This window comes from Buttiauxella agrestis (genome assembly GCF_900446255.1).
Taxonomy (GTDB): Bacteria; Pseudomonadota; Gammaproteobacteria; order Enterobacterales; family Enterobacteriaceae; genus Buttiauxella; species Buttiauxella agrestis.
In genome coordinates this window covers 3,950,328-3,972,315 of record NZ_UIGI01000001.1, presented here as the reverse complement: position 1 = coordinate 3,972,315, position 21,988 = coordinate 3,950,328, and the positions used below count along the sequence as shown (strand labels likewise).

Here is a 21,988-nt window from a genome sequence, read left to right as displayed (position 1 = left end):
AAAGACAGCCTTCGATATGGAGGCTTCTTTGGTTACAGAGGTCATTAGTAAAAAAGTGCGCAAAAATACTTATGCCATGAGATATGTTGCCGGTCAGCCAGCAGAACGCATTCTGCCTCCTGGCTCCTTTGCAACTATTGGTCAGGCATTGCCACCCGGGGAACCTTTGCCGAGCGAGGCTTCCTTAAAAGTATTGGTATGGAATATTTTCAAGCAGCAACGGGCTGAGTGGCTTTCGGTGCTGCAAAATTTTGGTAAAGATGCTCACCTCGTCTTGTTGCAGGAAGCGCAAGCCACTCCTGAACTGGTAAAATTTGCGACCAGTAATTATCTGGCCGCAGATCAGGTTCCGGCGTTTGTATTGCCTCAACACCCCTCTGGCGTGATGACGTTGTCTGCCGCACATCCTGTCTACTGTTGCCCACTGCGCGAACGTGAACCGATTCTACGTTTGTCTAAATCCGCGTTAGTAACAGTTTACCCGCTGCCTGATGGCCGTTTATTAATGGTCGTGAATATTCATGCCGTGAATTTCAGCCTGGGTGTGGATGTTTACAGTAAGCAACTTGGGCCAATTGGTGATCAAATTGGCCATCATAATGGGCCGATTATTATGGCAGGCGATTTTAATGCCTGGAGTCGCCCTCGCATGAATGCACTCTACCGCTTTGCTCGCGAGATGACTCTGCGTGAGGTGCGCTTTACTGACGATCATCGCCGTCGGGCTTTTGGTCGCCCTCTCGATTTCGTGTTTTATCGTGGCTTAAATGTTACGGAAGCCTCTGTTCTGGTGACTCGCGCGTCTGACCACAACCCTCTACTAGTCGAATTCCGTCCCGGCAAACCTGATTGAAGTAAGGTTAGTCAGGTCTGCCACTGGGCAGACCTGTGTGCTGCCCTTACTTATAATCAACTGCAAGGACAATACAATGACAACACAAACTCACCATGACAAAGTCAGCCAACAATTTAGCTCTCAGGCAGGGGCATATCTGAGTAGCGCTGTACACGCTTCAGGAAGAGACCTGGAGCGCTTGAACGCGCGTCTGGCCGATTTCCCTGAGGCCCAACTGCTTGATATGGGATGTGGGGCAGGGCATGCGAGTTTTATTGCCGCGTCACAGGTGAAAGATGTTGTTGCTTACGATCTCTCTGAACAAATGCTGTCGGTGGTCAGTGAGGCCGCTAAAACTCGTAATATCTCCAATATAAAGACGCAGCAGGGTTATGCGGAAGCCTTACCATTTGCGGATGAATCATTTGATGTTGTGATCAGCCGTTATTCGGCTCATCACTGGCATGACGTTGGCAAAGCGTTACGGGAAGTAAGACGCGTATTGAAACCTGGCGGCGTGGTGGTGTTTATGGATGTTATGTCACCAGGTCATCCTGTTCTGGATATCTGGTTACAGACCGTTGAAGCTTTGAGGGATACTTCGCATGTTCATAACTATTCCAGTGGGGAGTTGCTGAGCATGTTTAACGACGCAGGTTTAGTGACACAGAACTTATTGTGCGACCGATTGGTTCTGGAATTTTCAAGTTGGATTGCACGTATGCGAACACCTGCGGTAATGGCTGATGCTATTCGCGCTTATCAACAAAGCGCATCAGACGAAGTACAACGCTATTTTGATCTGCAGGCTGACGGGACGTTTACCAGCGACATTGTGATGGTCGAAGCCAGGAAAGTCTGACATTGCGAAGCAGGAATAAAAAAGGCACCTAAATAGGTGCCTTTTCTTCGAATAAACAATCATGTATCAGGTGTAGAGTTGTTGCTCACGAACAGCGTCAACTGATCGCCAGGTTTCAGATTGTCCGTATCATCGTTCCAGCGTAGAACATCTTTGATATTTACACCGTGACGTTTCGCGATACTCGACAAAGAGTCACCCTTGCGCACCTTATACGTGATGCTATCGTTCTTAGCTAAGCTCTGAGCGCCATTTTTGACACTGAGTGTTTGGCCAACTTTGATATGCGCGCCACGTATGCCGTTCCAGCTTTGCAAATCTTTTGAGCTAACGCCTAAGCGTGAAGCGATGCCCGACAGGGTATCACCTGAGCGAACACGATAAGATTTGCTGCCACCTGCGCTGATACGGTTATCCGCGACAAGCGTTGGCTGCACTGCTGCAATTTCACCGGAAGCCAAAGAGGCTTTCAGCTGATCGGCATGCTTTTTAGGCACCATCACATAACGCTGATTTTTGCCAACCGTCGAGGTTTTAACCCCAGCGTTGAACGTTTTAAGCGTACTTAATGGTATTCCCGCCATTTCAGCCACTTGTGTCAATTCCACCGGATCACTCACTTCAACTCGCGCTAAAGCACGACTTTCGTCAGTCGTCGGCAGGCGTACACCGTATTTTTGGCTGTTTTTGAGAATGTCACTCAACGCCAGCATTTTTGGCACGTAAATCTTGGTTTCCCGTGGCAGTGAAAGCGACCAAAAATCCGTAGGTAAGCCACGAGCTTTATTCGCTTTCATTGCCTTCAGTACACGACCTTCGCCGCTGTTGTACGCCGCCACGGTTAACAACCAGTCGCCGTCAAACATCTTGTTCAGACGCTGCATCATATCGAGAGCAGCAGTGGTCGAAGCCACTACATCACGACGTGCATCGTATGCTTTGGTCTGTTTTAAACCATAATTTCGACCCGTACTCGGTACAATCTGCCAGATGCCAGCGGCATTCGCAGAAGAGGTAGCGTGGGGGTCAAAAGCGCTCTCCACTATGGGTAGTAGTACTAGTTCCATTGGCATGTTGCGTTTCTTAACTTGCCCGGCAATCCAGTACATATACGGCTCTGCCCGTAATGTTACATCGTGGAGATAGCTCTTATTCTTCAGGTACTTCTGTTTCTGTTCGCGGATCCGGGTATTCTCCGGTATCCCCATCTTTAGCTCGTCGCCAATGAAGTTCCACAAGTTTTGATTATCTGCGAGGTATGTCCCATCGTCCATCCATCGCTTACCTGTGTACTTTCCTGCTTCACCTTGACCAGCTGCAGACAGACTCTGTGCGTGCTGTTGGATGTTGCCGTCATGCTTCGACGCCTGGCACCCCACTAGCAGGACAGAGGCGAGTAATATCGCTTTTGCCTTCATGTGTGTGTCAATAGTTGCTTAAAAGACGAGCAAGAATACCTTCCACTTCCAAACAACACAACCAGAAAATTCAGAATGTATCTTTCTTTGTCCGTAACCATGCGAAAACCTGGTGTGGTTGTTGCAAGTTTGTTTCTTCTTTTATTTTATCAATTAAATCAACATCATGAGTTCTAAGGAATAAATTTATTTTGCGTTCATTTTCCAAAGAACCAGGTAACGTTGATTGGTTTTTTGCACGTAACTCCTTAACTTTTCGACAGTAACGGTTTAACTCATCATCGTTGGGAAGGATAGATAAGGAAAACTGCATATTCGAAAGTGTGTACTCGTGAGCACAACAAATTAACGTTTCTGCGGGTAGTTTGTTAAGCTTTTGAAAAGAATCAAACATATTGTTAGCGGTGCCTTCAAAAAGCCTGCCGCAGCCGCCAGAAAATAGAGTGTCGCCGCAAAATAGATAAGGTGCACAGTAGAAACAGATATGTCCTAAAGTGTGACCGGGAGTAGCAATAACGCTAAATTCATACTCCAAAATATTGACCTTATCACCCTCTCTGACTACCCGGTTCGTTCCCTTATCTTGTGTCTCTTCGGGACCATATACCACAAGGCCTGGATACTTTTTCAGAAGTTCTTTTACGCCGCCAACGTGATCGTTGTGATGGTGAGTCAGTAAAATTGCCTCTGGTTTCCATTGATTGGTTTCAAGCGCTTTAAGCACAGGCTCAGCTTCACCAGGATCGACGATGATACATTTACCCTGTTCGTCGTTCAGAACCCAGATGTAGTTATCCTGGAATGCAGAAATACTGTTAAGATTCATAATTCAACCTCTCTGAATTGCGTTAAGAAGGTAGTGATGAAACCGGCAAGGATACCTGATAATTTCATTTCACCGCATCATTGGGGAGAGCTGCCCTGGGGCGAGTATTATCGCGAAGCTCTGGAAGTCCAACTTCAGCCCTGGCTTGCTAAGATGTTCGGTTTTCATCTTCTGAAGATTGGTAACTTAAGCACAGAAATTAACACCGAAGCATGCGCTATTTCACACCAGGTGAATGTCGCACTACAAGGCGAGCGGCTTCAGGTTAATGCCGATCCGCTGTATTTACCCTTTGCTGCTAAATCGGTCGATGCCTGTATGTTGGCTCATACATTACCCTGGAGCCAGGATCCGCACGGATTACTCCGAGAAGCGGATCGAGTATTGATTGATGACGGTTGGCTGATTTTGAGTAGCTTCAACCCGGTGAGTTTGCTCGGCTTGGGTAAAACTGTACCGTTTTTACGCAAACGCACACCGTATCATTGCCGAATGTTCACACCAATGAGGATGTTTGACTGGTTAGCGTTACTGAATTTTGAAGTGATGCACCAACGCAGTTTCCAGGTTTTACCCTGGAGTAAACAAGGTGGGAAGATGCTCAGCACCCACCTTCCTGCGTTGGGATGTATGCATGTCATTGTGGCACGTAAGCGCACATTACCGCTGACGCTCAATCCAATGAAAAGTCGGAAAGCGAAAACACAAATTCGGTCAGCGGTCGGGGCGACAAGGCAGTTTCGGGAGACAACTAAAGCTTCGTCTCTGGTTGATAACCCACGTCCTCAAGAGTTGGATTAGAAGCCGCCTCACGCGCAAGTTCATCGCAACGTTCGTTCTCGGGGTGACCGGCATGGCCCTTCACCCACTCCCAACTGATTTTATGCTCGCTTAATGCGGCATCCAGTCGTTTCCACAAATCGACATTCTTTACTGGTTTTTTATCGGCGGTTTTCCAGCCACGTTTTTTCCAGTTATGAATCCATTGGGTAATGCCCTGGCGAACATATTGGCTATCAGTGCTAAGCACCACGTCGCAAGGTTCGACTAACGCTTCAAGTGCGACGATCGCAGCCATCATTTCCATGCGATTATTTGTCGTTAAACGAAAGCCAACGCTGAAAATCTTTTCGTGTTGTTTGTATCGTAAAATGGCGCCATAACCGCCCGGGCCTGGATTACCGAGGCAAGAGCCATCGGTGAAAATTTCTACCTGTTTGCGCATCTCTGGTAGACTTCCTGTGATTAAAGAACCAAGTCTGACATAAACGAGCGACATGAGCACACCAATTACACGACAGATAGTCCTTGATACTGAAACCACCGGTATGAACCAAATCGGTGCTCACTACGAAGGGCATCGCATTATTGAAATCGGTGCGGTTGAAGTGATTAACCGCCGGCTGACGGGTAATAACTTCCACGTTTACCTGAAGCCTGACAGGCTGGTGGACCCGGAAGCCTTTGGCGTTCACGGAATTGCCGATGAGTTTCTGGCCGACAAACCCACTTTTGATCAGGTTGCTGATTCGTTCATGGATTATATCCGCGGCGCAGAGCTGGTTATCCATAACGCGTCGTTTGATATTGGGTTTATGGACTATGAGTTCGGGAAGCTTAAACGCGATATCCCGAAAACCAATACCTTCTGCAAAGTTACCGATAGCCTGGCACTTGCTCGTAAAATGTTCCCGGGCAAGCGTAATAGCCTCGATGCACTTTGCAATCGTTATGAAATAGATAACAGCAAACGAACACTACACGGCGCATTGCTCGATGCCCAGATTCTGGCTGACGTCTATTTGATGATGACGGGCGGCCAAACCTCTTTGAAATTTGCCATGGAAGGGGACGTTCAGCAGCGTACCGGAGATAGCGGTATTCAGCGCGTTGTGCGCCATGGTTCAGGTATACGTGTCATTCGAGCCAGTGATGTGGAACTGGAAGCGCATGAATCGCGGCTTGATCTTGTGGAAAAGAAAGGCGGAAGTTGCCTGTGGCGGGTATAAAAGCAGCATCAATGGATTAAAAATCACCGGTTGGGTTAAATTAACGGCAACCGATTAGATTTTTTAGAAAAAACGTTGACGCTTACCGGCCCAATACGTAATATCTGCCTCGTTCCCGACGGGGAACAAAACGCGGAGCGGTAGTTCAGTCGGTTAGAATACCTGCCTGTCACGCAGGGGGTCGCGGGTTCGAGTCCCGTCCGTTCCGCCACAATCAGAAAGCCTGAATCAGAAATGATTCAGGCTTTCGTCGTTTCTACAGAATGAAAAATTACCACTCTAACCAAACCCATTCCTACATCTCTCTTCGCTCGGCTTGAACCTGTTAATCATTTCTGCGTCAATATACTAAAAACATACAAAAATATAATAAATAGCAGACATTCATAATTCTTAATGTATGAGTGTTTTACTTGCACTTAAATATCCATTATCAAACTTTGGCATGGATCAATACAACAAATAGAAATATAAATAAACTTCGTGTAATTATATATATAGTGCTCGGTGACTCTGATTTTTAAAATTATTGAGGCTCTAATGGAAGCATGGAAAGAATACCTAGAGAGAAACCCTGATATCAAATACCATCTTGATATAGATTCTGATGTTGAACGTACGAATATAGAAACATTTTTAAAAAAGCAAAATGAACTCATTCAGGTGATGAATGACGTTGCTCGTAAGTTTATACAATGGAGTATAGCAAAAGATCATTTTGTTAGCGAAAACATTGCTTATTCATCAGAGATAAATGCGAAAATTAATAATGGTGATATGACTGTCACTGAAGCAATAGTCGCTATTAATAATGAAATATTATCTTTGAAGAAACAAGGTGATGAGCTGAGCAGAAATGATCGCAGGCAAGTCATTATTGTTAAGCCAATTTTAGATGATTCGAAACAGAGGCGAAAGCAAGAAAATATTGATTTAGTGGTTGCTGGCATTGGTTTTGTTGCTGGTGGCTTGCAAATAGCATCTGGTGCTGCACTGATTGGTAGTGGCGTCGGGATAATTCCAGGTACATTATTACTTGCTAATGGAGTAAATAATGTCATAGAGAGTGGTTGCTTTTTACTTTTTCGCGAGAGTTGTACAGGTCCTATCAGGTTTGTCTACGAAGGCATTGGGGAGATAATTGGTCTGAATAAACAAGCATCTGATGTTATTTATACATTTGTTGATATTGGTATTTCCTTGAATGGATTACTTGCATACAAACTTACAGAGGAAGCAACACGGCTATATCGCTATATAAATGCTGACTTGCTTTGGGGGATGAAACAAATGGGTATGAAAATAATGTCAAAAAAGGAACTGATATTAGAAGTGTTAGGAGATGCAAACACAGTTTTTGGACAATATAGGGCATACTAGATGAGTTTAATAACAGTAATTACTTTATATGTATTATGTACAACGCTTACATTATTTCCTTTTTATTATATTGTTAGTCATCTTCTGTACTCCATAAATGTTTATGTTAATTTCCTTACGGTTATTATATTAGTTTTATGTGCGCTATTTCACTTTGTGGTTTTTCGAACGGGGATAATCCCTCTGTTTAAGGTCGGTATTAGTGGGGGTGGTAGTATGGGATATGTATTAATTCCTTTTGCATGTGCATAATCTTATGCCATACCTTTTTATATAGTACAGTAAAAATACTATAACCGATAATAAATGGATATAATTTCCTATCTAAAGTGGTCAGTGCTGATTAATCGATAAATATTAACCAGCATTTTAATGCTATAATTTCCTTGTTAGTTAGTAAACTCGATCAGTCCACAAGCTATAAGCACTCGTTCCAGCAGTAATATGCTCCCAGGTTATTGTTTCATACACCAGTGACATTTTTTCTTGTGGTAGGCCTTTGTTATTGTGAACTGAATGAGGCAGCATAAGATGGATATCCACCAGCCTTGCTTTGGTGAGCTTTATTTTATAATAAAGTTCATTTATCCAAAATCTGTTAGTCTGGTGAACATCAAAGTCACAAGTCAATATCTCATTCTCAGAAATATCCTTCCCTAATAAAGGTGATGATTTGTCAATAGGTTTTGTGATTATTACTGGATTATGGTTTGCATTCTGTTGTCGCGTAATAGCATGTGAAAGCTCATAAACCATTATCTGGTCCAGATGCGCAATCTGTGCCTTATTCCCTATTGAATCCAGAGAGCAGCAGCCTGCTGAGATGTTTCCCTGTTTTTGTCCGGTCAGACTTAAATAGATTAAATTTGCCATGGTGATTTTCCCTTACTGGTGTTTATTATAGACAGGCAATGTAGGTTCATTTTCTGCATTTAAATTACGAATTAACTGGTAACGGCTCGACAAGGCACTTATTCGTTCATCAATCTGCTTTTCTAGTGTTTGTGTGTCCAGGTGTTGTCTCTTCGCATCCTCTAATTGGGTGATTAAAATCTCCAGTGGTGTTTCCTGCTTCAATAAAGTCTCAACCTGGTAAGCCACTGTTTTGAGATACGAAAGAGTCATACCTTCTTTATTTTTTTCACGCTCCACGAGCAGGGCTGCAAATGTATGCACATCCTGTTGTGCCTGCGTATAGCTTCTTAGGGATGGGCTATTTTCAGAGCGCGATTTTAGGGTTGCTTGCCATTTCGCACTGGCTAACTGTTGTTGCGTACTTTCCGGCCAGGTGGCCTGCGCGGTACGTATGAGGTGCTCACCGGTATCGAGGGGTTGTAGAGGTGAGGCAGCAAGTAACTGGTTCAGTCGGGTGGAATAATCTTCCAGACCAGGTGAGGCAAGCCAAAGTGTTGCACTGCCTTGAGGGGTGTCATTTACCTGAGTTATTTGTTGCTGCATAGGAAGCACATGCCACCACCACAGCCCGGTTGCAATCATTGCGCTACAGATGGCCCCTGATAGAAAACCGCGCCAGGTTAATGGTGGACATGGGCGGGGTGTATTTTCTGATCCTGGAAAATGTACTTCAATTTTCGGTGACTGAGGGTTTGAATCTGTCATGGGTGGTGCGTAATTCATCGCATCCGTAAAGTCCGACTGCGCGGGCATATAAACCAATGTAGGTGATGAGTACGCTGGCGTAGATAATGTAAGTTGATCACTCTCCACACGCTTACGGATGTTCTGCACGAAATAAAGCAGGTTTTCGACGCGAGGAATACGTTTTAATTCTACCTGCTGAAGCTTATCGCAGATCAGTTGCAGAGTTCTTTCAGTACGCAGCAAAAGGTTTGTATCGGCGGTGAGAAGGGAAGGGTTCTGGCGCAAGATACTACCGACACGGCTATTAAACCATTCCAGCATATCTGAGCGAGCCTGATAGTTCTGAGGCCAAAAGTGTTCCCATTCCGCAGTAATTAACCCTGCCAGTAATTCGCATCCTTCGCAAAAACCCGCCAGTCCGTTAATCCTCGTACGTGCCAGGGTGTAATAGGTGGCGCTGTGCAGGTCAACGCCATTGCTTTTAAAAAGTGTCAGGGCCAGAGATTCGACGAGCCGCCAGTTTACTTCCGGGTGAGTGGGATGATTGGCTTTATTCACCTCTTCCCGAATAGCGCTAAACTCGGGCAAGCTACGTGGATCTTCACCCAGTTTGATGATCAATTTTGTGTCGCTCATACTGTCATTCCCTGAATATCCCCGGCGCTGCCACCGGGGAATAACCATTAATACAAAGTATCCGGAAGGGTGAAATCGCTGAAAAGCCCGCCGGTGAATGGATTGTCCTGAGTGTCTACGTGAATCCGATAGATCATATGGCCGCCGTCGACATTAAACCGAACATCAAACGAGCCATCTTCAACGTTGGTCAGTTGGCCTGCATCTATCAGGCGGAACTGTGCCCATGGACCGCTAAAGCTGATGCTACGAGGTGCGCCGCCGCCCGTTCCAATGAGCGTGAGCTTACTTTCAGACCCTTCCCGCATGGTGTTTGGCCATACCAGATGAGCCGTGAAATTGCGCCCGTGGCTGTAGTCCAGTAACTGACCATCCATATTCAGAACGCTGCGGCGCTTATTGGCGGACAACTCAACGGTTTCTGCGGCATATTGCGTCCCTAAACCACTTTGTTGCGTGAAGAAGGTGTCGCGAATTTTTTGTGCAGTCTCAAGTTGTTGCTGTACGTCCTGGCGGATCAGGACCTGTCCGTCTTCGCCCAACGTTAGTTTGCTTTCAATAAACAGTTTGAGGTTTTCCTGGTAGAAGTTATCGAGGATCCCGGCGGGTTTGAAGAAACGATCGAAAGCATCCAGCGATGCATCTTGTTCGGCCTGTGGATCAAATGGATAGCGATTAGCTAAAGTCTGCTGCCAGGCTTTCACCACTTTTTCGTTCCACTCAACCTCCATGTAATGAACCGCTTCTATCATCACAACATGCCAGGCCTGATCGGCAAGTTTGCCCACCCATCTGTTCAATGGGGCAGGAAGCGTTTTTGCCAACTGGCGTGTTGCAAAGATAGGATCGCTGCTGTTTTGATCAAGGCGAAGCTGCACAGCTTTAAGTGCTGATTTACCCGGTACCGGCGAGTTATGGATGGCAAGCAGATAGCGATGCAACTCGGTCAATTGCTGGTACACCGTCTGCAATGTGCTGTCTTTGTCTTTCCCCTCAGCTAGCACGCTGTTTTCTGGAGCAAATTCGCGCCCAAGACGCGTAAGCAACTGGAAGTCCAGCGCAGACATCATCGCTTCGCGAGTTTTATCCGGAAGATTGGCTGAGGGAGGTGGTGATTGAGTATTGTCGCGTAGCGTTTGCAGAGCGCGGTAAAAAGGCTGATCGCCACTAATTATCTGCTCGAGCGCATCAATCACCTGTTGCATATCTTCATATTCCCGAAGATCGAGATTGTTCAGAGCTGCCTGCCAGGTCGCAGTATAGTCGCTGATATATTGCTCAGTAATATGCCGCTGAATCTCTTCACGATCGGCGGCACTGTAGGTCACATCTTTGGTGACCGTTATGTGCTGGTGGGCAGTGCCAATATTAATGACCGTAGTCTGCTGGGCGACAGGGACTCTGAGCTGGCGGTACTGATATCAGACACCGCTCACGGTTATACCGACCTGGACGGTACAGGGAAAACGTCACCGTACCGGAATTTTGCGCGGGAGTTGCGGCAAAGTGCCTGGCGTAAATGGCTGGGCAGTACGGCGGGAGAGTTTGCAGAAGCACTGGATAAACCGGCAACAGGATGGGGTAAAATTCAGGAGGTGGCGCGGGAAAATGCAAAAAATTATGAAAAAGTATTCAGCTTTATCCCGAGAGATAATTATAACAATATAGGGGCTGATAGCGATAATGTAACTAACAGCAAAGACAGTGAGAATGCCGCCCGGAAAACAAGTGTTACAGCATCAATCTGGCCAGTTATAGCTGCAAATATGTCGGCAACTTTTTCAGATACCAGCAATATGACCTTCTCAGAAACTTTCTGGCAGTATTATCAATACCGGGATAATGGAATTTTACAGGCGATAAAAGGATATTTTACCGCGCTGCCAGTGCACTGGACTGAAGGCGAAAATAACCTGATCCCGTATAATATGAGGCTGATTGCCAGTAATGCTGAACCGGATGGTAAGGATGTTCAGGTTGCTGATAATAGCGATGGAAATGATGAGCAGGGAGGTTTGTCATGAAGACACTACCATTATCTGTATTATTTAGCTGTCTGGCCTTTCCATATTGCGTCACGGCTCAGGAATGGAAAAATGAATGCATTGGCTATTATCAGTTGCAGTTGCCGGACAATCTGGAAGTGGCTTTATATCCGGTTGAGGATTTTGTTAACCCCAAGAAACAGCCGGAAAGTGACGGTGATATTAAGACCAGATTATATGCAAGTCCCGGAATCACGTTTGATAAAACCTACTACAAACAAAAACGAGGGGTGGTACAGGCACAATTCACTGAATTGAAATATGGTAAATATGAGTTGGGGATTTCATCGGAAAGCCCAGAGTTAATAGGTTTTTCTGCATATAAAGAGAGAGCAAAAGACAATATAATTTTCTGGAATAATGTCAGGAAACAGTATGAAGCCCTTAATTTCAGGATGTTTAAGGAATCCATCATGCCGGAGGCTGAGTTCAACCAGAGGTATGGTTATTTGATAAAGGATTATCCAGATGCTTTCACAATTTATGAAAGCAGGGGGTATACCATTTATATCAATAAAGAACGTCGTCTGTATCATTTCTGGGGAGATTACCAAAAAAACACTGGCGATAAATCGCAGACGGCCGAAAAACAGTTACACGACAGTGAACCCGAAGTTCTCTCACTACTAAACCGGTTCCGTCCCCGTAAACTCTATGAAGTTCCCACAGAACAAGGATTCTGCTTACCTTATGGTTTTATTGCCGGAGACTCCGGGCACGAAAAGCGTAATATGGGGGTTACATACCGCCTGAAAGACCATCCTGATGTCAGCATATTTTTCCAAGATTTAGGACCAAATCCAGGGCCTGGGGAGCAACGTCCTTATGAGCGACGCCCTGATGAGAAAATGAGTGCTAAAGATTATGTCACTTATTTCTGGAATAGGAGATATGGACATTCCTTTAGGGAAATAAAATTGTATGGAAAGGGATTTAGCTCTCCCAAAATTGACCATCGTGATGGTGCCGCTGCTTTTGCAAAATTCACCCGACGCAGTAAAGAAGTGGATTTTGGTTATATGGCATATGTGAAAGGTAATGCAGAAAACACCGAGCCGGGTTTATTATTTTATGTCATTCGTGACAGTCGTCAGGCCAAAGACCAGTTGCCGATGGACAAAGATGAACTAGAAAAAATTGCAGAGCACATTGTCAGTTCAATAAAGCGAAGGTAAGCAGATCGACGAAGGTTCAGAATCCGGTAATTTGGTCGTTGTGGATACACTGATACGTGTAATCTTCGGCGACAGTATACACCGATTGGCCAGTCCACCCTGGCCAATCCCAATTACCCTCTGTTCTTCCCACTAGTAAACCGTGAATAAATCTCCTGAGCATTAACCTGATAGGTCTGTTGTTTTGATTTTTTAATTACATTTTCCAAATCTTTTACTTTAGTTGTATTGACGGGAGGAATGGGTATCGCTGTCTCAATACTCGCTGGTGAATACATTTCCCAGTTACCCGTTTTGACATCAATAACGGCATAGCGCGTCAAGTAACGTAGCGAACTAATTTGATTGTTATTATTAACCGGTTGAAAGTCCTGCCACACAACAGAGTTAGCTTGTTTATCAAATATTCCCATCTGCAATGTTGGCCAGTAAACAATCACTGTGCTTTGTCTACCCCTTGCTCCGAAATAACGGAGAGTCAACATATAACTATTGGTGGTAGTGGAGGGTTCTTTATTTGCAGTGATTTTTTTGGAAGGTGAAATCCCGGAGAATGTCGCGACTTTGTAGTGTTTTTCCAGCTCTTTTTGCATGTCAGTATCAGGGGTTTTCTCTCCTGACTGCACCAAAATAATTGAAGCATTGCGTGGGATGCTTATTTCATCTTCTGCCTGGGCAATAGCGTCCTGGATATCCTCTTCTGTGATCTCCGCAGAAGGATCCCAACCGAAAAGTTCTTGCTCAGTTAATTGAGGTGATACCACTGGGCGCGGTTTATATGTCGATTTTTGAGCATCAATAAATTTTCCTTGTTGACCGCATCCAGTTAGTGACAGGCAAAAAATAGCAGATGTGATTCCAACAATGATCTTTTTAGTTTCCATTCTAATCATGCACCTTATCAGCAGCTTGCAATGGTTCCGGCTAACTGAAAATAATAAGGTACAGAAGGGGAAATGGCTCTTTGATAACGTGTCGGATTTCGTACTAATTAATTTGAAAAGGCCTGAGTCTGCAACAACTCAGGCCTTTATCGTGCGCAAGATTACTCTTTTGAAACCGCAACCTGCCCGTTAAAGTCAGCAACTTCATTCACTTTCTCGGCACGAGCCAGCCAGCGGTAGCAACCTGCGCTCATGAATGCGCCGATAAACCAGCTAAAGTTTGCCACTTCATGAAGTGAAGGAGTAAAGCTGATGGTCAGACAAACTGCGACGGATGGCACCAGAGCAAGAATCGCTTTTGGGTTGAAGCCCCCTTTGTACCAGTAGCGTCCTTTAGGAGTGGCATCAAACAGATCGTCGACATAAATTTTGCTGCGTTTGATGATGTAGAAATCAGTCAGCAAAATCCCGAACAGCGGCCCAATAAACGATCCCAGCACGTCCAGCGTGTAGTGAATAAGTTCAGGGGACTGGAACAGGTTCCACGGTGTCAGTAATACAGAGCCCACGGCCGCAATCATCCCGCCAGTGCGGAAGCTAATCTTCTGCGGTGAGCAGTTCGAGAAGTCGAAAGCGGGTGACACGAAGTTCGCGACGATATTAATGCCGATAGTGGCGGTAATCATGGTCAGCAAACCAATTGCCATCGCGAGGCTGTTGCCAACATGACTGACAGTTTCGATTGGGTCTGTAATCATTTTTCCAAACAACGATTGGGTGCCGGATACGATAACCACGGTCACAATCGAGAACAGCAGGAAGTTGAACGGAAGTCCCCAGCGGTTGCCACGGCGGATCTCTTTCATGCTTTTACCGTAGCGCGAGAAGTCACCGAAGTTCAGTAACGGGCCGGAGAAGTATGAAACCACCAGTGCAGTTGCGGTCAGCATTTGCCATGCTTGTTCGCCAGAAGTGAGTTGTTTACTGGCAAGAGTAAACGAAATTCCATCAAATCCTGTTTGATACAAAATCCAGCCCGCCAGGGCCATCATCACCACATAAACCGCAGGTCCGGCGATATCAATAAAGCGTTTAATCGCATTCATGCCGTGCCAGAACACCATCGCCTGTAGCACCCACATGATGCCAAAGCAGACCCACCCGAGATGCGAAAGACCGAGAAAGTGCCCGGTGGTCATTGGCGCAAGTGACGGCCAGAACTTCAGCATAACGAGCATCAGGGCGTTGGTTGCCAGCCAGGTCTGGATACCGTACCAGGCGAATGCGATGAGTCCGCGAATCACAGCCGGAATATTGGCTCCAAATACGCCAAATGCCTGGCGGCAAATTACGGCATAAGGTACTCCCGCCATCTGGCTTGGTTTAGCGACCAGGTTTGCACACAGTTGCACGATGCAAATTCCGACCAACAGGCAAAGCAAAACCTGCCAACTCGCCAGCCCTAACGTGAAGAAACTGGCTGCCACCACATAGCCACCCATACTGTGCACGTCGGACATCCAGAAAGAAAAAATATTGTACCAGGACCATGTCTGGTTGCGTGTCGGCGCCAGATCATCATTACACAGGCGCGGGCTGTACCCGGCATTGGCGCTATCGGTCAAAGCTGATGACGTATTTTCATTGTTTGGCATGAAATCTGCTCCTTTAAAAACAGATGCTGACGGAATGTCTGCAACTTTCGTTGCATTAACCAGGCCAGGTTTCATGTTTTGTGGAACAAATGGATTATTCAGGCTTTTTGGTGCATTAATAAACCCGTGCGGTTAATCGTTGCGCTTTACCATGGTGCAATTGAACATTTTGTTGCCCGAATCTGGTGCTAAACCCCGGGAAAAAATACAGAGGACTCAATATGACGAAACATTTGATCCAGGTGATCAACCCAAATACTAATGTTGCGATGACACACACCATCGCGCAGGCGGCGCGAAGCGTTGCTGCACCTACCAGCGAAATTATTGCCGTTTGCCCAACGCAAGGTGTGGAATCTATTGAAGGGCATTTTGATGAAGCCATTGCCGCCATTGGTGTGCTTGAGCAAATCAAGCGCGGCAAGGAGCAGGGAGTGAGCGGCCATGTTATTGCCTGTTTTGGCGATCCGGGTTTGCTGGCCGCGCGTGAACTCGCCAGTGGGCCGGTTATCGGGATCGCCGAAGCGGCAATGCACGCTGCAACGATGGTTGCGACACGTTTCTCCATTGTGACTACTTTGCCGCGCACCGTGATTATTGCGCGCCATTTATTACAACAATATGGTTTTGAGCACCATTGCGCGGCATTGCATGCGATTGATCTCCCGGTGCTGGCTTTGGAAGATGGCACGGGTCTTGCTCAGATGAAGGTACGCGAGCGTTGTATACAAGCCATGAAAGAAGATAACAGCGGAGCCATTGTGCTCGGTTGCGGTGGGATGGCCAATCTTGCCCGAGAACTGACTTCTGAATTAGGCATTCCGGTTATCGATGGCGTCACGGCTGCGGTGAAAATGGTGGAATCCCTCATCGCACTTGGCCTTGGAACCAGTAAACACGGTGATCTCGCGTATCCGAATAAAAAGCCATTATCCGGCTGTTTTGACATGCTGAGTTGATTTTCTGGCTCGGCTCATAAGGACCGAACCATGAATGAAGCACCAAAAAATAAAAACTATCATTTTACCGAGAACTACCCGCGCGACATGAAAGGTTATGCGGGTATGCCACCACACGCGCAGTGGCCGAATAACGCTCGAGTTGCCGTGCAATTTGTCCTCAATTTTGAAGAGGGGGGTGAAAACCACGTACTGCACGGCGATGCCGGTTCCGAGCAATTTCTTTCGGATATTATCGGCGCCGCGAGTTTTCCCGACCGCCATATGTCGATGGACTCACTCTATGAATATGGCTCGCGCGCCGGGTTCTGGCGTATCCACAATGAATTCCAGAAACGCGGCCTCACCATGAGCATTTTTGGTGTCGCAATGGCTCTGGCACGAAACCCTGAAATCGTGGCAGCAATAAAAGCCGCTGATTACGACGTGGTGAGCCATGGCTGGCGCTGGATCCACTATCAAAACCTCGACGAAGCCACAGAGCGTCAGCATATGCACCAGGCGATAGAAATCCTCGAAGATTTGTTCGGCAACAAACCGCTGGGTTGGTACACCGGGCGCGACAGCCCTAATACGCGTCGTCTGGTGGCGGAGAATGGCGGTTTTCTTTATGACAGCGATTATTACGGCGATGATTTGCCATTCTGGAGCAAAGTCACCTGTAGCGACGGCAGCGTAAAACCTCATCTGGTGGTGCCGTATACTCTCGATGCCAACGACATGCGCTTTGCCACCGCGCAGGGTTTTAACACCGCCGAGCAGTTTTATACCTATCTCAAAGACAGTTTTGATGTGCTATATGAAGAAGGGGAAATCGCGCCGAAAATGATGTCGATTGGCATGCATTGCCGCTTGCTTGGGCGCCCTGGTCGCTTCAAAGCACTACAACGTTTTCTGGATTATGTGCAGCAACATGACGATGTGTGGATTTGCCGTCGCCAGGATATTGCCGAGCATTGGGTCAAGACGCATCCATTTAAGGGATGATTTGAGTGGCGGGTGCATTGACCCGCCATTCTCTTTAACTCATCAAGCTGACATGGGCTGCTACAATGCGCCAGCCATAAGGGAATTTGACCCAGGTCTGCATCTGGCGGCCAATTTTATCACAACCTTCCCGAGTAAATTCGGTACTGGCAACGGCCATATCATCGCCGTAGGTGGTGATCGTCGTGTTCTGTAAAAGCCGTTCTAACCCCTGTGATGAACGGGTATTTCTGAACGCTCTGATCTCATCGATCCCGTACAGGTTTTCACTGGCTCCGTAGCGCACGGTGCGCGGATCGGACCAGAATAACTCATCCAACACTGCAACATCGTTGCTGATCAACGCCTGTTCGTAGCGGTAAAAAGCGGCACTCACCTCATTGACGATTGCCGGGCGATCAATATTATCTCGCATCATAGTATTTACCTTACCTGGTGATTTTCCCTGCCAGCATACCCTGTATTTCAAGCCGATGGGCGGCTCTCAGGCAGATATCTTCTCGCCAGGGCGGCGCAATGAGCTGCACGCCAATAGGATTGCCACTTGCGGTCATTAACGGCACCGTCACCACCGGTAAGCCGAGGAAAGAAATTGGCTGAGTCAGCATCCCCATGCTGGCTTTTACAGGAAGGTCTGTGCCGTTGATTCGCATGGTTTGCTGGCCGATAAGTGTTGCGCCGCATGGTGTAGCCGGGGCAATCAACACGTCAAAATCGTCAAACAGCGGCAGCGTCTTATCGCGCAACCACGTGCGGAAACGCTGCGCCTGCGTGTACCAGGCGGATGGCGTCATTGCGCCTGCCAATAAACGTTCGCGAGAATTAATCTCAAAACGTTCGGCCTGTTCGCGCAATGCGGGCAGATAATGATTTCCTCCTTCAGCGGCAGACAGTAAAAATGCCGCCGATCGCGCTAACCCGGCTTGCGGTAATGTCACGCGCTCAAGTGCCTCCAGCGTATGGGCCACACGCGCCACGGCATTTTTCGCATCTTCATCGCACCACTCCTCGAAAAAGCCGCCGAGCACCGCGCAACGTAAATGTGTGGCTGGCTCTGGTTGACTGGCGACCGGTTCAATGCTTCGTGCAGACTGGAAATGATCTGCAGGATCAATACCCTGGAGCGCATCATAAACCCGTGCCAGATCGTCCACGCTGCGTGCAAGGGGGCCGATATGATCGAGACTGGCAACAAAAGGCTGGCTGCCGCTGCGTGAAAGACGCCCGAAAGTTGGCTTCAGGCCAAAGACGCCACATAGCGAAGCCGGAACGCGAATCGAGCCGTTGGTGTCGGTTCCAAGCGTAAAGTTTACCATCCCAGCCGCGACGGCCGCGGCAGATCCTCCGGATGAACCTCCCGCAATGCGTGCAAAATCATGTGGATTTCGGGTCGCGCCGTAATGGCTATTTTCCGTGGTAAAACCGTAGGCGTAGGCATCCATATTCAGCGCGCCTGAAAGCATGGCTCCGGCAGCGCTTAATTGTTTGATGGCGAACGCATCCGCACTGGCAGGAGGTTGTGTGCTAAAAAGCTCGGCACCGGCAAGTGTTGTCACACCTTTAATATCAAAAAGGTTTTTTACCGCATAAGGTACTCCAGCTAACGGTGGCAGCGTTTCCCCGCGGGCGCGACGCTCGTCAATGCTCGCTGCTTCTTGCAGCAAACGCGGGGCGGTTATTTCGGTGAAAGCATTAATATCAGGGTTCGATTGCTCTATTTTAGCGAGAGTAAGGCGCGCCAGTTCCTGGGCTGAAAACTCACCGCTGGCTAATCCTTGCTGAATATCGCGAATGGAAAGTGCGTTCATAGTTTATAAACCCCCGCGACTTCCTGGCGTTGAGGTAATGGAAATTCCATCAGCGGCTCCGCTAATGCCGCCATGCGCGTCAGTTGGATTTCAATCTCCTTTCTGCGCATGTCATCCAGTGGGACATTAAGCAGTTGTTCCATTAACTGGATATAAGCGGGCCAGTCAAAACTTTCTGATTTCATCTGTTTATCCTTAGAATCCTGCGGCGCTGCCATTACTGCGCGGGTCATATGCGCCTTCGAGCATGCCGTTGATGTGGCGCACAATGGCTCCGGCATGGCCGACGGCTTCACTAAAATCAGGCAACGCTTCCACGTCATGCCCCCATTCACGTAGTGCTTTGAACGTTTCCGGGCTAAATCGGCCTTCTAATTTCAGGCTGTCGGAGGCTTGCCCCCAGGTTCTGCCTAATAACCAGCGTGGCGCGGTCACGGCTTCTTGTAATGGCATCCCCTGAATAACGTGGCGCGTAAAAATGGCGGCCTGAGTCTGCGGTTGCCCATCGCCGCCCATCGAGCCGTAAACCATCGTGCGCCCGTCAGCCAGCCGTGCGGCGGCTGGGTTCAGCGTGTGGAACGGTTGTTTCCCGGGAGCCAGACTTAGCAAGCTATCAGGCTGGAGGCTGAATGCCGCGCCGCGGTTTTGCCACAAAATGCCGCTTTTTGGCAGCACAACGCCGCTGCCAAACTCGTGATAAATGCTCTGAATAAATGACACCGCCAGTCCGCTGCTATCAATCACGCCCATCCATACCGTGTCGCCAGGGCCTTTGCCGGTCCCCCAGTCAGCGGCTTTGGTGTCATCAATTTCTGCGGCCAGTGCGGCAAGGGGTTCTGGCTCCAACAGACTTTGGATTGAGGTGGTAATGTGGCGAGGATCGGTGATGTATTTGTCGCGCAGTGCAAAGGCCTTTTTGGTTGCTTCAACGATGCGATGAACGGTTTGAGTTTCATTGGCTTGCGCCATGTCCAGATTCTCGGTGATCCCGAGGATTGCCAACGACACCAGGCCCTGAGTCGGCGGCGTCATATTATAAACATCGCCAAGCTGGTGGCTCAGATGCAGCGGAATGCGGCGTTTCGCACGTTGGGCGGCGAGATCCTGCAACGTGATGGGCATACCTAAATCAGCAAGTTCTTCGGTAATCAGGGCGGCTAACGGGCCGCGATAAAAACTATCGAGTCCTTCAACGGTCAGGCGCGTCAATGTTTCAGCCAGGCGGGGTTGAGTGAAACGGCTACCTGCGCGCGGAATTTCACCGCGGTCCAAAAACGTCTCGGCAAACCCCGCAATATTGACCAGTTCGTCATATTTGCTGTGCGTCGCCTGCGCCTGGGATTGCGTGACCGGAATACCATCTGCCGCATAGCGAATGGCGTCGGCCAGTAAACGCGAAAGCGGTAATTGCCCGCCCCCAAGTTGCGCCGCAATCTTCAGTGCTTCATCCCACCCGCTAAGGGTTCCAGGAACGGTCAGCGCCGCTTTGGGGCCACGATGTGGGATTGAGCAAGCGCCTGCATAAAATTCTAGAGATGCGAGAGAACCCGCAGCACCGCTGGCATCAATAGCAATCGGTTCGCCCTCTGGCGGAACAATCAGCCAGAAACCGTCACCACCAATACCATTCATATGGGGATAAACCACGGCAATGGTTGCCGCTGCGGCCACCATCGCTTCGATAGCGTCACCACCATGGCGCAGGACGGATAACGCCGTTTCACTGGCTAAATGATGTGGAGTAACCGCCATACCGGAAGGCGCCATATTGCTTTGCATCATCGTTTTATCTCTCAGAATGGAAGCTCAGGGATCTCTCTAGCAAGAGATGTTCCAGGTTGACTCTGTTCGTTTCACTGTGCCAGGCTCGAGTGAAACAAAAGTTACAGAGGCCATAATGAAACAATTAGATGAGCGCTTAAGGGCGACATATGAACAGCTTTCACCACAAGAACAGCGAGTCGCTGCATTTATTGTCGATCATTTTGATGACCTGATTAGCTACAACAGCGCCGAGTTAGCCCGCCTTTCAGGGGTGTCCAAAGCGACGGTGAGCCGCTTATTCAAACGTCTCGGCTATGACCGTTATAAAGATATGCGCGAAGAGTTGCGTAACCTGCGCCAGAGCGGGATGCCGCTTACCGAAAATCGCGATGCGGTACAGGGGAACACTTTACTTGCGCGTCATTACAAGCAGGAAATGGCCAATCTGACGCAGTGGGTTAGCCTGCTCGATACGCAGCAATTTGCCGACGTGGTGGCAACTCTCGCAGCGGCAAAACGTATTTTTATTATTGGGTTAAGAAACTCATGGCCGGTTGCGATGCATTTGCGCCAGCAGCTATTGCAGGTTCGTAGTGACGTCTGGCTATTGCCGCAGCCAGGGCAGACGCTGGCCGAAGAGGTGGTGGATATCAGTGAACAAGATTGTGTTATCGCCATCGCTTTTCGTCGACGCCCGCGGATTATCAAACCGCTGCTGGCAAATTTGCATCAACGTCAGGTGCCGCTGCTGGTGATGAGCGAAGCGCAGGGATCAGGCCTCACTCCTTATTGCCGCTGGCATTTTGCCGCGCCGCTCGACAGTGTTTCTGCCTTTGATAGCTACAGCAGTGCGATGAGTCTGGTGAATCTATTATCCAACGCTGTACTCCACGAAGCGTTAACCACAGGCCGTCAGCGTATCCATCATATTGCCGAATTGTATTCTGAGTTTGATGAACTGGAACAACGCTAATGCACTTTAGTGGTGCGTTTGCACGCATCATGGGAACCATTCTGGTTCAAGGTAATGACGCTGAAGATTCTGAGTTTGTAGGTCGGATAAGGGATTGTCATCAGTCTCCTTTCTTCTTTGTCTTTCGCGAAAATTGGTGGCACATTAGTTGCAGAATATTTTAGTTAAGA

21 protein-coding genes, 1 tRNA gene and 1 pseudogene are annotated in these 21,988 nt (G+C 47.9%); 11 read left to right on the top strand and 12 right to left on the bottom strand.

The features are described 5' to 3' along the window. Positions 1-55: 55 nt before the first annotated feature. Positions 56-853: an endonuclease/exonuclease/phosphatase family protein gene (locus DY231_RS18745; RefSeq protein ID WP_034493561.1), complete on the top strand. Its 798-nt coding sequence runs from the start codon at positions 56-58 to the stop codon at positions 851-853. 76 nt (positions 854-929) lie between these two features. Then, the gene (locus DY231_RS18740; protein ID WP_115630695.1) at positions 930-1,697 is read left to right on the top strand and encodes a class I SAM-dependent methyltransferase; all 768 of its coding nucleotides are present in this window, start codon (positions 930-932) and stop codon (positions 1,695-1,697) included. A 59-nt stretch (positions 1,698-1,756) separates the two neighbouring features. Here DY231_RS18740 and mltD read toward each other — a convergent pair whose 3' ends face one another. Together mltD and gloB are read right to left on the bottom strand one after the other, a co-directional pair. Continuing rightward, entirely contained in the window at positions 1,757-3,115 is a 1,359-nt protein-coding gene (gene mltD, locus DY231_RS18735; RefSeq protein WP_115630693.1) for a murein transglycosylase D, read from the bottom strand. 70 nt (positions 3,116-3,185) lie between these two features. Continuing rightward, positions 3,186-3,941 (bottom strand): hydroxyacylglutathione hydrolase, encoded by a 756-nt coding sequence (gloB, locus tag DY231_RS18730; protein ID WP_115630691.1) that lies wholly within the window; start codon positions 3,939-3,941, stop codon positions 3,186-3,188. A 36-nt stretch (positions 3,942-3,977) separates the two neighbouring features. Between gloB and DY231_RS18725 the strand changes: the two genes are divergently transcribed. Next, positions 3,978-4,742: a methyltransferase domain-containing protein gene (locus DY231_RS18725; RefSeq protein WP_115630689.1), complete on the top strand. Its 765-nt coding sequence runs from the start codon at positions 3,978-3,980 to the stop codon at positions 4,740-4,742. Here the strand turns inward: DY231_RS18725 and rnhA are convergent. Continuing rightward, positions 4,693-5,166: a ribonuclease HI gene (gene rnhA / locus DY231_RS18720; protein WP_034493559.1), complete on the bottom strand. Its 474-nt coding sequence runs from the start codon at positions 5,164-5,166 to the stop codon at positions 4,693-4,695. The genes DY231_RS18725 and rnhA overlap by 50 nt on opposite strands. 52 nt (positions 5,167-5,218) lie before the next feature. Between rnhA and dnaQ the strand changes: the two genes are divergently transcribed. The 3 genes from dnaQ (at position 5,219) to DY231_RS18705 (ending at position 7,330) form a co-directional block, all read left to right on the top strand. Next, the gene (gene dnaQ, locus DY231_RS18715; protein WP_115630685.1) at positions 5,219-5,950 is read left to right on the top strand and encodes a DNA polymerase III subunit epsilon; all 732 of its coding nucleotides are present in this window, start codon (positions 5,219-5,221) and stop codon (positions 5,948-5,950) included. Between the two features lie 134 nt (positions 5,951-6,084). Continuing rightward, positions 6,085-6,161: transfer RNA gene (locus tag DY231_RS18710), tRNA-Asp, on the top strand. 329 nt (positions 6,162-6,490) lie between these two features. Next, positions 6,491-7,330, top strand: coding sequence for a DUF4225 domain-containing protein (locus tag DY231_RS18705; protein WP_115630683.1), 840 nt, complete (start codon positions 6,491-6,493; stop codon positions 7,328-7,330). Between the two features lie 393 nt (positions 7,331-7,723). On the opposite strand, the gene DY231_RS18700 is transcribed toward DY231_RS18705, so the two are convergent. From DY231_RS18700 to DY231_RS18690, 3 genes and pseudogenes are all read right to left on the bottom strand, one after another. Continuing rightward, positions 7,724-8,203: an Hcp family type VI secretion system effector gene (locus DY231_RS18700; protein ID WP_115630681.1), complete on the bottom strand. Its 480-nt coding sequence runs from the start codon at positions 8,201-8,203 to the stop codon at positions 7,724-7,726. Positions 8,204-8,215: 12 nt separating this feature from the next. Then, a complete protein-coding gene (locus DY231_RS25700; RefSeq protein ID WP_256682677.1) occupies positions 8,216-9,568 on the bottom strand; it encodes a VasL domain-containing protein in 1,353 nt (450 codons plus the stop codon). Between the two features lie 47 nt (positions 9,569-9,615). Next, a pseudogene (locus DY231_RS18690) lies at positions 9,616-10,899 on the bottom strand (type VI secretion IcmF C-terminal domain-containing protein); the annotation flags it as partial. Here DY231_RS18690 and DY231_RS25310 point away from each other — a divergent pair. Further along, a complete protein-coding gene (locus DY231_RS25310; protein WP_174977367.1) occupies positions 10,855-11,592 on the top strand; it encodes a hypothetical protein in 738 nt (245 codons plus the stop codon). The pseudogene DY231_RS18690 and the gene DY231_RS25310 overlap by 45 nt on opposite strands. After that, the gene (locus DY231_RS18680) at positions 11,589-12,788 is read left to right on the top strand and encodes a T6SS immunity protein Tli4 family protein (protein ID WP_172588707.1); all 1,200 of its coding nucleotides are present in this window, start codon (positions 11,589-11,591) and stop codon (positions 12,786-12,788) included. The genes DY231_RS25310 and DY231_RS18680 overlap by 4 nt, the downstream gene beginning before the upstream one ends. Before the next feature lie 113 nt (positions 12,789-12,901). Here the strand turns inward: DY231_RS18680 and DY231_RS18675 are convergent, their stop codons facing one another. Together DY231_RS18675 and DY231_RS18670 are read right to left on the bottom strand one after the other, a co-directional pair. Next, positions 12,902-13,672 carry a lipoprotein YafT gene (locus DY231_RS18675; protein ID WP_115630675.1) on the bottom strand — a complete coding sequence of 257 codons (771 nt, stop codon included), beginning with the start codon at positions 13,670-13,672 and terminating at the stop codon, positions 12,902-12,904. A gap of 161 nt (positions 13,673-13,833) precedes the next feature. Next, the gene (locus DY231_RS18670) at positions 13,834-15,327 is read right to left on the bottom strand and encodes an NCS1 family nucleobase:cation symporter-1 (protein ID WP_115630673.1); all 1,494 of its coding nucleotides are present in this window, start codon (positions 15,325-15,327) and stop codon (positions 13,834-13,836) included. Between the two features lie 221 nt (positions 15,328-15,548). Here DY231_RS18670 and hpxA point away from each other — a divergent pair, with 221 nt between their 5' ends. Then, positions 15,549-16,286 carry an allantoin racemase gene (gene hpxA, locus DY231_RS18665; RefSeq protein ID WP_115630671.1) on the top strand — a complete coding sequence of 246 codons (738 nt, stop codon included), beginning with the start codon at positions 15,549-15,551 and terminating at the stop codon, positions 16,284-16,286. 30 nt (positions 16,287-16,316) lie between these two features. Further along, the gene (gene puuE, locus DY231_RS18660; RefSeq protein WP_115630669.1) at positions 16,317-17,273 is read left to right on the top strand and encodes an allantoinase PuuE; all 957 of its coding nucleotides are present in this window, start codon (positions 16,317-16,319) and stop codon (positions 17,271-17,273) included. Positions 17,274-17,307: 34 nt separating this feature from the next. Here the strand turns inward: puuE and hpxZ are convergent, their stop codons facing one another. From hpxZ to DY231_RS18640, 4 genes are read right to left on the bottom strand one after another with little or no spacing between them, the layout of a single operon-like run. Further along, positions 17,308-17,691 carry an oxalurate catabolism protein HpxZ gene (gene hpxZ / locus DY231_RS18655; protein ID WP_034493573.1) on the bottom strand — a complete coding sequence of 128 codons (384 nt, stop codon included), beginning with the start codon at positions 17,689-17,691 and terminating at the stop codon, positions 17,308-17,310. A 10-nt stretch (positions 17,692-17,701) separates the two neighbouring features. Continuing rightward, positions 17,702-19,081 (bottom strand): AtzE family amidohydrolase, encoded by a 1,380-nt coding sequence (locus DY231_RS18650; protein WP_115630667.1) that lies wholly within the window; start codon positions 19,079-19,081, stop codon positions 17,702-17,704. Then, positions 19,078-19,266 (bottom strand): oxalurate catabolism protein HpxX, encoded by a 189-nt coding sequence (hpxX, locus tag DY231_RS18645; protein ID WP_115630665.1) that lies wholly within the window; start codon positions 19,264-19,266, stop codon positions 19,078-19,080. The genes DY231_RS18650 and hpxX overlap by 4 nt, the downstream gene beginning before the upstream one ends. Positions 19,267-19,276: 10 nt before the next feature. Beyond that, the gene (locus tag DY231_RS18640; protein WP_115630663.1) at positions 19,277-20,863 is read right to left on the bottom strand and encodes a gamma-glutamyltransferase family protein; all 1,587 of its coding nucleotides are present in this window, start codon (positions 20,861-20,863) and stop codon (positions 19,277-19,279) included. Positions 20,864-20,978: 115 nt separating this feature from the next. Here DY231_RS18640 and DY231_RS18635 point away from each other — a divergent pair, with 115 nt between their 5' ends. After that, the gene (locus DY231_RS18635) at positions 20,979-21,818 is read left to right on the top strand and encodes a MurR/RpiR family transcriptional regulator (protein WP_115631892.1); all 840 of its coding nucleotides are present in this window, start codon (positions 20,979-20,981) and stop codon (positions 21,816-21,818) included. Positions 21,819-21,988 lie beyond the last annotated feature (170 nt).